This is a genomic window from Dolichospermum sp. LEGE 00246, from assembly GCF_015207865.1.
GTDB lineage: Bacteria > Cyanobacteriota > Cyanobacteriia > Cyanobacteriales > Nostocaceae > Dolichospermum > Dolichospermum heterosporum.
Genome location: NZ_JADEWA010000155.1, coordinates 1 through 10,996, shown reverse-complemented (window position 1 = coordinate 10,996; position 10,996 = coordinate 1). Strand labels below are relative to the sequence as shown.

The 10,996-nt window shown below is 37.9% G+C and carries 13 protein-coding genes and 2 pseudogenes; 8 read left to right on the top strand and 7 right to left on the bottom strand.

Translation table 11 applies throughout. The features are described 5' to 3' along the window. Positions 1-190, top strand: a pseudogene (locus IQ228_RS12300) (hypothetical protein); the annotation flags it as partial. Positions 191-436: 246 nt separating this feature from the next. On the opposite strand, the gene IQ228_RS12295 reads toward IQ228_RS12300, so the two are convergent. Then, on the bottom strand, positions 437-1,417 hold the full coding sequence (locus IQ228_RS12295) for an aldo/keto reductase (RefSeq protein WP_027401985.1): 981 nt from the start codon (positions 1,415-1,417) through the stop codon (positions 437-439). Between the two features lie 168 nt (positions 1,418-1,585). Here IQ228_RS12295 and IQ228_RS12290 point away from each other — a divergent pair, with 168 nt between their 5' ends. The 5 genes from IQ228_RS12290 to IQ228_RS12270 all read left to right on the top strand — a co-directional run bounded on the left by IQ228_RS12290 (position 1,586) and on the right by IQ228_RS12270 (position 6,433). Further along, on the top strand, positions 1,586-2,164 hold the full coding sequence (locus IQ228_RS12290; RefSeq protein WP_193962968.1) for a hypothetical protein: 579 nt from the start codon (positions 1,586-1,588) through the stop codon (positions 2,162-2,164). Positions 2,165-2,195: 31 nt separating this feature from the next. After that, positions 2,196-3,452 carry an MFS transporter gene (locus IQ228_RS12285; RefSeq protein ID WP_027401987.1) on the top strand — a complete coding sequence of 419 codons (1,257 nt, stop codon included), beginning with the start codon at positions 2,196-2,198 and terminating at the stop codon, positions 3,450-3,452. A gap of 135 nt (positions 3,453-3,587) precedes the next feature. After that, positions 3,588-5,480, top strand: a complete 1,893-nt coding sequence (gene ilvB, locus IQ228_RS12280; RefSeq protein ID WP_193962967.1) for a biosynthetic-type acetolactate synthase large subunit — start codon at positions 3,588-3,590, stop codon at positions 5,478-5,480. Positions 5,481-5,690: 210 nt separating this feature from the next. Next, positions 5,691-5,948, top strand: coding sequence for a UPF0175 family protein (locus tag IQ228_RS12275; RefSeq protein WP_027401989.1), 258 nt, complete (start codon positions 5,691-5,693; stop codon positions 5,946-5,948). Positions 5,949-5,950: 2 nt separating this feature from the next. Then, positions 5,951-6,433: a DUF3368 domain-containing protein gene (locus tag IQ228_RS12270; RefSeq protein ID WP_035081613.1), complete on the top strand. Its 483-nt coding sequence runs from the start codon at positions 5,951-5,953 to the stop codon at positions 6,431-6,433. A gap of 77 nt (positions 6,434-6,510) precedes the next feature. On the opposite strand, the gene IQ228_RS12265 is transcribed toward IQ228_RS12270, so the two are convergent. From IQ228_RS12265 to IQ228_RS12240, 6 genes and pseudogenes are all read right to left on the bottom strand, one after another. Continuing rightward, the gene (locus IQ228_RS12265; RefSeq protein WP_027401991.1) at positions 6,511-6,717 is read right to left on the bottom strand and encodes a hypothetical protein; all 207 of its coding nucleotides are present in this window, start codon (positions 6,715-6,717) and stop codon (positions 6,511-6,513) included. Next, a complete protein-coding gene (locus IQ228_RS12260; RefSeq protein ID WP_027401992.1) occupies positions 6,698-6,889 on the bottom strand; it encodes a hypothetical protein in 192 nt (63 codons plus the stop codon). The genes IQ228_RS12265 and IQ228_RS12260 overlap by 20 nt, the downstream gene beginning before the upstream one ends. A gap of 311 nt (positions 6,890-7,200) precedes the next feature. After that, positions 7,201-7,737, bottom strand: coding sequence for a tetratricopeptide repeat protein (locus IQ228_RS12255; RefSeq protein ID WP_255549971.1), 537 nt, complete (start codon positions 7,735-7,737; stop codon positions 7,201-7,203). Between the two features lie 32 nt (positions 7,738-7,769). Beyond that, positions 7,770-8,270, bottom strand: a complete 501-nt coding sequence (locus IQ228_RS12250) for a trypsin-like peptidase domain-containing protein (RefSeq protein WP_228043845.1) — start codon at positions 8,268-8,270, stop codon at positions 7,770-7,772. A 168-nt stretch (positions 8,271-8,438) separates the two neighbouring features. After that, positions 8,439-8,822: pseudogene (locus IQ228_RS12245) on the bottom strand (COP23 domain-containing protein); the annotation flags it as partial. After that, on the bottom strand, positions 8,810-9,361 hold the full coding sequence (locus IQ228_RS12240) for a hypothetical protein (RefSeq protein WP_027401996.1): 552 nt from the start codon (positions 9,359-9,361) through the stop codon (positions 8,810-8,812). The gene IQ228_RS12240 and the pseudogene IQ228_RS12245, both read right to left, overlap by 13 nt. 191 nt (positions 9,362-9,552) lie before the next feature. Here IQ228_RS12240 and IQ228_RS12235 point away from each other — a divergent pair, with 191 nt between their 5' ends. Together IQ228_RS12235 and IQ228_RS12230 are read left to right on the top strand one after the other, a co-directional pair. Further along, on the top strand, positions 9,553-9,714 hold the full coding sequence (locus IQ228_RS12235; RefSeq protein ID WP_193962970.1) for a hypothetical protein: 162 nt from the start codon (positions 9,553-9,555) through the stop codon (positions 9,712-9,714). A 10-nt stretch (positions 9,715-9,724) separates the two neighbouring features. Continuing rightward, the gene (locus IQ228_RS12230) at positions 9,725-10,912 is read left to right on the top strand and encodes a M20 family metallopeptidase (RefSeq protein WP_027401997.1); all 1,188 of its coding nucleotides are present in this window, start codon (positions 9,725-9,727) and stop codon (positions 10,910-10,912) included. Positions 10,913-10,996: the final 84 nt, after the last annotated feature.

Below are 10,996 nucleotides of genomic sequence, written 5' to 3'. Positions count from 1 at the left end.
CATTTCTATATATGTATGTTACAAATATATAGGAAAATTAGATATCATAAATATGATGCCAGTCATTAGAATACCTGATCTTATCTACCAAAGACTCCAAGCTATAGCTATTCCCTTTGAAGACACCCCTCTTACTGTCATTGAGCGACTGTTGAGTGAATATGAAGCAAAACCTGAACATACCAGTTGAAGTATATTTCGAGTGGCGCATGAAAGAAGGATCTGCTTATCCTGGTCAGAAAGGAAAACTTATTTGGATACCCAAATAGATTGAAATGAATTATGACTTACGCGAAATACCTCTCAAACTCGCATTTCTCTGTGACCTCTGTGCCTCTGTGGTTCGTTATTCTGTGACTGATGCGTGAGTCCTATACTGTTTTTATATTATTGTGTAACATATATATATTATGTGTTGCACAATTTATAAGAAATTTCATCTTGTCTGAAAAATATTCTGCACCATTTTCTTCTCCACCCTATCAGCAGCATTATCCAACTCTATCACCTCACCATCACTTAAAAACCAACCTAAAGCCCCAATATTCTCCTTTGCTTGTTCCAGACTTTTAGCTCCAGGAATGGGAATTGTGCCTTTACTAATACACCAATTAATAGCAACTTGAGACATAGTTTTATTTCTGGTATTTGCTATTTCCTGCAAACAGCCTAAAAGCGGCTTCATTCCTGGTAACAACTGCTTACATAAAAATCCGCGAATACCTTGGGGAAAACTGCCATTTTCCGAAAACTTCCCGGTTAATAAACCCAACCCTAAAGGACTATAAGCAATTAATTTAATTCCCAAATTATCACAAACATCCTTTAAACCTAATTCCGTTACCGGATAAGTAGATAAAAGTGAATATTGTACCTGTAAAGTTTTAATCGGTATACCTCTTTCCTGAAATCTTTTATGCACCCATAAAAGTCTTTTAGTTCCATAATTAGATAAACCCACGCCCTTTACCAAACCCTGTTCATACAAATCACCCAAACCATCTAATAAACCCACCTCTTGCCAAGGAGCATAATTAGCTGTAGACCAGTGCATTTGCACCAAATCAACATTTCGTCCTAATCTTTTTGCCGAGGCATGACAAGCTGATATAATTGAATTTCTAGTCCATCTCCAAGGGTATGCGGCTAACTTAGTCGCAATGCAAATATTCTCTTGATTTATTCCCTGATATGCTTGGGCAAATTTCCCTAAAAGTAACTCACTCCGTCCCTTTAATTTACCTGTACCGTAGGAATCACCCGTATCAAATAATGTAATCCCATTGCTGACACAGAGATTAAAAACCTCTTGCAACTGGTTATCCATACTTTCATCGTATCCCCAGAGCAGTTGATTTCCCCAAGCCCAAGTTCCGCAACCCATGAGAGGAAGATTTAATAAATTGTGAGTTAGCATAATTAAGAAAAACTTGCCAATTGTTATAAACTAATTATTTACGAATAATACCAATGATCCGTAAAGCTAAACCGAATAATTATCATCTTTATTTATCCGCGTTTATCCGCGTGCATCTGCGTTTAATTTTCATTTTAAAACTGTCACAAATACCAAAGTAAAAACTAAATGCCCATTATTATTTGTCCGGGAATCCATGCACCAGAATTAACTAAAAGCTTTATCCAAGGGTGCTTAAATCAAGCTGGTGAAAAATCCATAGATATACTGGTTTATCCAGGACAAGGTTATTTAACTTTATCAACATTTCATATTTTACATTTTTTGTGCGATCGCTTGGGAGCGCCTAGCGATCGCCTCAATAATAAGCTAAAATCCCCTGTTATATTCTTATGCTTTAGTGCTGGTGTCATTGGCGGTATAGGTGCAGCCACAGCATGGCAACTTTGGGGAGGTCATGTTCAAGCCTTCATTGCTATTGATGGTTGGGGAGTCCCTCTAGGGGGCAATTTCCCCATCCATCGTTTAAGTCATGATCATTACACCCATTGGACTTCAGCTTACCTCGGTATGGGAGAAAACAACTTTTACGCCGAGCCAGCAGTTGACCATTTATCAATGTGGCAGTCACCTCAATCTGTCCAAGGACAGTGGACAAATCCCTCCGTTGGCTTCTCTCCACCTAAACAATACCTCAGTGCATCCGAATTTCTCAATTTCCTATTAGAACGTTATAACAAGAAATAGTGATTATTTATTCCCCATTCCCAACTATCTAATGCTTCCTCCTGAACCTACTGCTATTAATAACGGTTTTACCGGACTGCTTAAAAACCGGGGTTTTATGCTCCTATGGATTGGTCAACTGATTTCCCAATTAGCTGATAAGGTATTCTTTGTGTTAATGATTGCCTTACTCAAACTCTACCTACCCAGTAATGAGATAAACGGTGATGCACGCTTCTATTTATACATGGCATTTACCGTACCAGCAATATTGTTTGGCTCTGCTGGTGGTGTTATCGTTGACCGTGTACCAAAAAAACTGATTATGGTAGGTTCAGATGTGGTGCGGGGAATATTCATGGTGTTAATTCCCTTCCTGCCACGACAATTTGGGATACTTTTATTCTTCACCTTTGGTATCTCCACCGTTACCCAGTTTTTTGCCCCAGCGGAACAAGCGTCAATTCCCTTGTTGGTGAGAAAGGAAGGTTTAATGGCTGCTAATGCCCTATTTAGTAGCACCATGATGGCAGCATTAATTATTGGTAATGCAGTGGCTACTCCGATGTTAAACTGGTTTGAAAACTTTAATAAAGGTTTTGGCAAAGAATTGGTTGTCGGCTGCTTGTACCTAATTTCTGCCGTGATTATGATGCCAATTCAGTTTCGAGAACATAGACACATTGACAAAACCGTACCCGCAATTAATCCCTGGGCGGAATTTGTGCTAGGACTGCGCTATCTCAAACAAAATCGGCTGGTGTGGAATGCTATGCTGCAAATTGTCACATTATACTGCGTATTTGCCGCCCTGATAGAATTAGCCATTGGTATGGCAGCAAGGTTACATTTAGCTCCAGAAGAATTTAGTTCTTTCGTCGCTGCGGCGGGGGTAGGTATGGTAATAGGTGCGGCTATTCTGGGCAATTTTGGACATAGACTATACAATAAACCTTTGCCTTTAATCGGATTTTTAATCATGGCCTTTTCCTTGGGGTTATTCATTTTTATTGATAACCAACCCTTAGCATTAGGACTTTGTATTTTCTTGGGTGTGGGTGCAGCTTTTGTCAACGTGCCAATGCAAACTTTAATTCAACAACAAGCACCATCAGAAATGCACGGTAAAGTCTTTGGCTTTCAAAATCATGCCATTAATATCGCTCTGACAGCACCTCTATTAATTACGACAAAGCTAGTCAATGCCTTTGGATTGTCGGCGGTGTTATTCGGAATAAGTATAGTTATCGGGGCTATTGGTATTTGGACATGGCAAAATACTCGGCGGGTATTGCAAGATGTGATCTAGAAATCGTACAATTATAGTCCTGTTCTTAACGCTAATAAATACGGCTTTCTCTGCAATTGTGAAAATTTTTACATTAAAATGAAGTTTTAAATACAGAATCTAAGCGTTAATTTTAGCTATACTTTGAGGTTAACTGTGGTTTCGTCTTCTCAAATCAGTCTCCCAAAATCTGAAAATAATCAGCAGTCTCCTGTATCTAATTCGTCAATTCCCTCACCAAAACGGGCATCTGGCGGTTTCGCGTTGATAGATAGTCTCATCCGTCATGGTGTTGAGCATATTTTTGGTTATCCCGGTGGCGCGATTCTACCGATTTATGATGACCTCTATAAAATAGAAGCTGGGGGTACGGTCAAGCATATCTTAGTTAGACATGAACAAGGTGCTTCCCACGCCGCCGACGGTTACGCCCGTGCTACTGGTAAGGTGGGAGTATGCTTTGGTACTTCCGGTCCTGGGGCAACCAATTTAGTTACAGGGATTGCTACAGCCTACATGGATTCTATTCCCATGATTGTGGTGACGGGACAAGTACCCCGCGCTGCAATTGGTACAGATGCCTTCCAAGAAACAGATATTTACGGGATTACTTTACCCATTGTTAAGCATTCCTATGTAGTCCGTGATGCCAAAGACATGGCGCGGATTGTCGCTGAAGCCTTTCACATTGCCAGCACTGGTAGACCGGGTCCTGTTTTAATTGATGTTCCCAAGGATGTGGCTTTAGAAGAGTTTGATTATGTGCCTGTAGCACCGGGTTCTATTAAGTTACCGGGTTATCGTCCCACGGTGAAGGGAAATCCTCGCCAAATTAATGCAGCTATTCAATTAATTAGCGAAAGTCGTCGTCCATTGTTGTATGTTGGGGGAGGAGCGATCGCTGCTAATGCCCATGAAGAAATCAAACAACTGGCAGAATTATTTAATCTCCCCGTCACTACCACCTTAATGGGTATCGGTGCATTTGACGAACATCATCCCCTGTCCTTGGGAATGTTGGGAATGCACGGTACAGCTTACGCCAACTTTGCTGTTACAGATTGCGATTTATTAATTTGCGTCGGTGCAAGATTTGATGACCGCGTCACAGGTAAATTAGATGAATTTGCCTCTTTAGCTAAAGTCATTCACATTGATATTGACCCCGCAGAAGTCGGTAAAAACCGCGTTCCCGAAGTTCCCATTGTTGGTGATGTTAAAACCGTCTTAAAAGACTTATTACGCCGATGTCAAGACGCAAATACTAAAGCTACGCCTAACCAAAATCAAGAATGGTTAAACTTAATTAACAGTTGGAAACAAGATTATCCTTTAATTGTCCCCCATCACGCTGACAGCATTTCTCCCCAAGAGGTAATTGTCGAAGTTGGCACTCAAGCACCCCAGGCATTTTACACCACAGATGTCGGTCAACACCAAATGTGGGCGGCTCAATTTCTCAAAAATGGACCAAGACGCTGGATTTCTAGTGCTGGTTTAGGAACAATGGGTTTTGGTGTCCCTGCGGCTATGGGTGTGAAGGTAGCATTCCCGGACGAAGAGGTAGTCTGTATTAGCGGTGATGCCAGTTTTCAAATGTGTTTGCAGGAACTGGGAACACTAGCACAATATGGGATTAATGTCAAGACTTTAATCTTAAATAACGGTTGGCAGGGAATGGTGCGTCAGTGGCAAGAAGCCTTTTATGGACAGCGTTATTCATCTTCTAACATGGAAGTCGGAATGCCTGATATTGAGCTTTTAGCACAGGCTTATGGCATCAAGGGGATGGTAATTACTAAGCGGGAAGAGTTGGCAGATAAAATTGCCGAAATGCTGGCACACAATGGACCCGTGATTGTCAATGTCCACGTTACCAGAGATGAAAATTGTTATCCTATGGTAGCCCCTGGTAAGAATAACTCGCAAATGGTTGGTTTGCAAAAACCATCACGAAAAGATGCAGTTGAATCAATTTCTTGCAGCAATTGTGGGACTCAAAACCAAGCTAATCATAATTTCTGTTCTGAGTGTGGGACAAAGTTGTAGTTAGATTTTATAGGGGTTTAGCATTATGCTTTACCCTTATACAAAATGGTAATTTATGATTTGAAGCCATATTAATTAAGTTGCTAATTATCTAGTTGAGGCTGGTAATTGGTGATAAAATCCCTGTTTTCATCCTGTTCATCCTTTAATCCTGGACATCCTGATTTTGACAAAAAACAGCTATAATAAATTAACCATAGGTATCTAAAAATGACAACTATATCTATAGAATTACCAGAAAGTGTTTTTTCTAGCTTGGGGAAAAAACCGGATGAATTAGCTATCGAAATGAAAATAGCTGCTGCCGTGAAATGGTATGAATTGGGAGAAATATCTCAAGGTAAAGCGGCAGAAATAGCAGGTTTAAATAGAATTGAATTTATGGATGTTCTCATTCGTTATAAGGTTTCTCCATTTCAATATACTGCTGACGAATTAGCTGAGGAAATTGCATCTCTAGATGAATAGAAATGAATAAAATAGTTATTAATACATCACCGTTAATTGTGCTATTTAAAAGCCAGCTTACCTATTTAATACCACAGTTATTTACAGAAATTATTGTTCCTATTGGTGTATCGGGTGAAATTGTCAAAGCTGGTAAAATAGATATAGCATCTCAAGAATTACCTAATGCTAATTGGGCAAAACCAGTTACTATTTCGGAAATTTCTGCTTTAATTGTACCTTGCGGTATAGATTTGGGAGAATCTGAAGTTTTGACATTTGCTTTAGAAAATAGTGGTTATCGCGCAGTTATTGATGATGCTGCTGCTAGAAAAGTAGCGAAAAGTTTAAATATTCCATTTATGGGAACTTTGGGAATATTGGTTTTAGCGAAGAAACAGGGGTTAATAAATTCTATTGACGAACCAATTCAAGCTTTAAAAAAAGCTGGTTTATGGTTATCTAATGATTTAATTCAGGTTCTTAAAGAACAGGTTAATGAATAAACATGAGATAATAAGGTAGGGGTTTAGCAATGCTAAACCCTTACAGAATATCAATGATATGCAATAATGTAATGGCTTTATTTTTCAGGGATAGCAGACAATAAACAACGTAAAGCACGATTCACTGCTTCTGATGTTTGAAAAACTTTAGCGACATCAGGATCAAGAATTACAGTAATTTTATTTTCTGAAGTAGTAGCAAAACGATTAGAACGAGCTTTACTATAATCAAAATTATACTCTGATAATAAATCATCTTGCCGATTAATTCGTGTTTTGTTCATAAATCTTTTCTCTGTCTAAATATTCTTCTTTGACATCCAGTTTAAAAGTAGGAAAATGATACTTACGTTTTTTGATGGGAATGATGACAATTTCCACTTCATCACCATTTTGTAAGGTATCGGGTAAACTGTCTTGGAGAATAATTGTTTGATTTTGGATATATCCTTTCATATTTTTGAATAAACTGATAAAGGACTTTTTTGTTGTACTCTATTGTAACATAAAAATAAGGTTTTAGCATTGCTAAACCCCTACAGATGAAAATGCTTTAGATGCAACTTTTAAACTAGCAAGACGGGAAGGTTTAGCTGCTGATGATGCTGCTTATTTAGAGTTAGCTTTGCGGTTAAATTTACCATTAGCAAATCTTGATTCTTGGTTAGCGGAAGCAGCTAGTGGTTGTGGTGTTAGTTTGGTTATTTTTGATTAGGGTTGGTTAATGTATGGGTAGAGAATAGAAGGAAAAATAAAGATAATGGTAGCTATAATTTATGCAATAATTCTTCATTCAATAATTTTTGTATTTTTTGATAGCCTTGGGTATTCCCTTGTTGTTGAAATAGTTGTTTTGCAGTTTCTAAATCTTTAATTGCTTGTTGTTTATTACCTATTACTAAGTACATCACCCCTCGCCAAACGTAAGATTCGACATTGTGAGGATTAATTGTGATAGCTTGAGTAAAATCAGCGATCGCACCTGCTTTATCTCCTAATTCAGATTTAACAACTCCCCGGTTGTTGTAGGCATCGGCATATTGGGGATTAATTGTGATAGCTTGGGTAAAATCAGCGATCGCACCAGCTTTATCTCCTAAATCAGATTTAGCATTTCCCCGGTTGTTGTAGGCATCGGCATATTGGGGATTAATTGTGATAGCTTGGGTAAAATCAGCGATCGCACCTGCTTTATCTCCTAATTCAGATTTAACAACTCCCCGGTTGTTGTAGGCTAGGGCAAATTGAGGATTAATGGTGATAGCTTGAGTATAATCAGCGATCGCCTCTTGATTTCTTTTCAATTTACTAAATAGTTCTCCTCTAACTTCATAGATCAAGAAATCTTTTTTTTATCATTTTCTGCTTCTAAAATGGCTTGATTAAATGCTGCTACAGCATTTTCATCTTGTTTTAATTCCTGAAAAATAATACCTTTTAATAAATAGGCGGTTTCACTGCTAAAAGTCAACTTAGCTAAATCATATAAATCATCTTTTTTATTATCTTGTCTATCTACCTTAGAAAATTCAACGGGATAAACTTGATTATCTGGAGTGACAACTTTCACAGATTTAGCATTTTCTATCACATGAGCATTAGTGAGAACAGTATAAAAACCGTTTTGTTTTTTGATAATAGTTCCTGAAGCTGCTTCTTTATCATCAACTAGGACTTTTACAGTAATTTCTTTTAAGACATTCTTTAATTCTGATTCTGATAATATCCCTGGTTTGCGTGCAAATAGGGAAGAACTACAACCAGTAATAATAATGGGAGAAGCGGGAAATAGGAGGATAAAGAATAATAATAAATGGGATAATTTGTGTAATTTCATAGATGATGCTCCTGGTATTTGATAATTTTATTATTGGTTAATTTTCGGTTTGTTTCATAACCCGTCGCGGAATAAATTCCCCGTCTAATAGCGGAAGTCCGTTAAAACGGACTAAAAAATTCTTCCATTCAGTCGGTTTCAACCGACTTTAGCTTTCAGACAGGGAATTTATTCCCTGGCTTTAAACACCTTGAAAATATCAACAGTACAAGTTAAATTACTACCATTTTTTACCGCACAAGAAGAATTTCTATATGCTTGGAAAGCATCACCATTTAACACCGCAGTAAAAGATTTTAATTCCACATCAGCATCATCTGAATCTAATAATGTTAAAATCAAAGTATGACAATCTTTTCCAGTTGTCGTACATAAAGATTTAAATCTTTTGCGAGGGTCATTTTCAGCTTCAGAATAACCCCAAGTTAAATCTTTCAAAGTTCCATTATCATAAGCAGTTTGTAATTTTGGTGTGACTTCTTCACATCTTCGTTGAGGTGGAAAACCTGCTTTTACAAAATTCGTGCGTTTCCACTCTATTAAATCTCGTGTTTTGTCTTGGTATTTAACCTTAGTAACAGATTCTCCATTACTGTCTGTTTCACAGGAGAAAACAACCTCTTCGTTCCTACATTAGATACAGGATTAAAGTATTTATTATCTGGTTTCATCATGGTAAGTTGCGGCTGAAAATCATTGCTAATTATTTGTACTGTTAAATCTTGTTTTTTATCACTTTTAAAGGTATAAACATCATAATTTTTATCACTGGATAACTCTTTTTGATCTGATGATGTTAATTGTCCTGATTTGGCTTTACCATCTGTTATTAGTTGATCATTAGATTTGGGTAATATGGACATGACAGCCATAACTACACCGATAAGGATGATGATTCCTGAAATTGTGCCAAGAATTAATTTCCAGGGAATTTGAGGTGCTGGAGGTAGGGGAGGTGTTGGAATTGGTTGATTTGGGTGATGAGAATCTTTGACTTTATAGGTAATACCAAAACCTGTGTGATTAGAGGAAAGTTCGGTAATTTGATAACGATCTCTTAGCAAAGTGCCTATTCGCAAGATATTATTCATAAACTATCTAAATTTAGTTCAAATTAGTAAATTATGGTAATGGTTAATATAATATAATGAAAATATATTCATAAAGAGTCATGTATTAAATGGAAATCCTCCTCAAGTTAATGCGGCAATTCGATTAATTAGAGAAAGTTGCCGCCCATTGTTGTATATTGGGGAAGGAGCGATCGCAGCTAATGCCCACAATGTGTTTGCAAGAGTTAGGATGTATAGTACAATCTAGTGTTAATGTCAAGAGTTTGATCTTAAAGAGGGGTAATTTGGGTGTGTTCTTTGATGCTGAAAAATTAGCAGGTAAGCCGATAAAATTAGTCAGAATGCTGGTAGCAGCTAAAGCTATGAATTAAAATTATTCCTATGCTAAACCGAATCAAAGACTTAACAACAAACATATCATCCCGCTTAGTTGAAATCCGTCGCCATATTCACGCGCATCCAGAACTTAGTGGCGAAGAATATCAAACTGCTGCCTTTGTTGCAGGTGTGTTATCTGCTAATGGCTTGCACGTAGAAGAAGGTATAGGTAAAACAGGTGTCATTGGTGAATTACAAGGAACTCAATCTAGCGATAGAATCTTAGCAATTCGCACTGATATGGATGCTTTACCCATTCAAGAACGCACAAGCTTAGAATATGCCTCTCGGATTGAAGGAGTCATGCACGCTTGTGGACATGATATTCATACTACGGTAGGTTTGGGGACAGCGATGGTACTTTCCCAAATTGCCCCAGAATTGGGTGGAAAGGTGCGGTTTTTATTTCAACCCGCTGAGGAAATTGCCCAGGGTGCAAATTGGATGGTAAAAGATGGAGTAATGAATAATGTCGCGGCTATTTTAGGGTTGCACGTTTTTCCTTCCATTCCTGCGGGTTCAGTGGGTATTCGCTACGGTGCATTAACAGCCGCAGCAGACAATTTAGAAATTATTATTATTGGTGAATCTGGACATGGTGCGCGTCCCCATGAAGCCATAGATGCAATCTGGATTGCAGCGCAAGTGATTACATCATTACAACAAGCTATTAGCCGTACTCAAAATCCTTTGCGTCCCGTAGTGTTGAGTATTGGGCAAATTAATGGGGGAAGAGCGCCAAATGTAATTGCTGATAAAGTACAATTATTGGGAACAGTGCGATCGCTTCACCCAGAAACCCGCGACAAACTACCACAGTGGATTGAAAATATAGTTGCTAATGTTTGTAATTCTTACAATGCAAAATATCAAGTTAACTATCATCGAGGTGTACCCAGTGTCCAAAATGATAACGCCCTAACACAATTATTACAATCATCAGCGGAAGAAGCTTGGACTAATAATTGTGTACGAATTTTACCAGAACCATCTTTAGGTGCAGAAGATTTTTCTGTTTATTTAGAACACGCCCCTGGTTCAATGTTTCGTTTAGGTGTAGGCTATGAAGAGAGAATAATTAACCATCCCTTGCATCATCCTCAATTTGAAGTTGATGAATCTGCTATTATTACTGGAGTAGTCACATTAGCTTATGCAGCTTATAAATATTGGCTAAATTCAGAACTATAATTTGCGTGATTTATTTGATTTCGATGATTAATTAATCGGAACTATGATTTCTAGTATTCATTGAATTTTCATGATTAATTAGTC

Coding starts and splice junctions, on each gene's coding strand:
- IQ228_RS12250 (WP_228043845.1), bottom strand. CDS start 8,270: ATGAAATTACACAAATTATCCCATTTATTATTATTCTTTATCCTCCTA.
- IQ228_RS12230 (WP_027401997.1), top strand. CDS start 9,725: ATGCTAAACCGAATCAAAGACTTAACAACAAACATATCATCCCGCTTA.
- IQ228_RS12240 (WP_027401996.1), bottom strand. CDS start 9,361: ATGAATAATATCTTGCGAATAGGCACTTTGCTAAGAGATCGTTATCAA.
- IQ228_RS12290 (WP_193962968.1), top strand. CDS start 1,586: ATGCCCATTATTATTTGTCCGGGAATCCATGCACCAGAATTAACTAAA.
- IQ228_RS12285 (WP_027401987.1), top strand. CDS start 2,196: ATGCTTCCTCCTGAACCTACTGCTATTAATAACGGTTTTACCGGACTG.
- IQ228_RS12235 (WP_193962970.1), top strand. CDS start 9,553: ATGTGTTTGCAAGAGTTAGGATGTATAGTACAATCTAGTGTTAATGTC.
- IQ228_RS12295 (WP_027401985.1), bottom strand. CDS start 1,417: ATGCTAACTCACAATTTATTAAATCTTCCTCTCATGGGTTGCGGAACT.
- IQ228_RS12260 (WP_027401992.1), bottom strand. CDS start 6,889: ATGAAAGGATATATCCAAAATCAAACAATTATTCTCCAAGACAGTTTA.
- IQ228_RS12265 (WP_027401991.1), bottom strand. CDS start 6,717: ATGAACAAAACACGAATTAATCGGCAAGATGATTTATTATCAGAGTAT.
- IQ228_RS12270 (WP_035081613.1), top strand. CDS start 5,951: ATGAATAAAATAGTTATTAATACATCACCGTTAATTGTGCTATTTAAA.
- IQ228_RS12275 (WP_027401989.1), top strand. CDS start 5,691: ATGACAACTATATCTATAGAATTACCAGAAAGTGTTTTTTCTAGCTTG.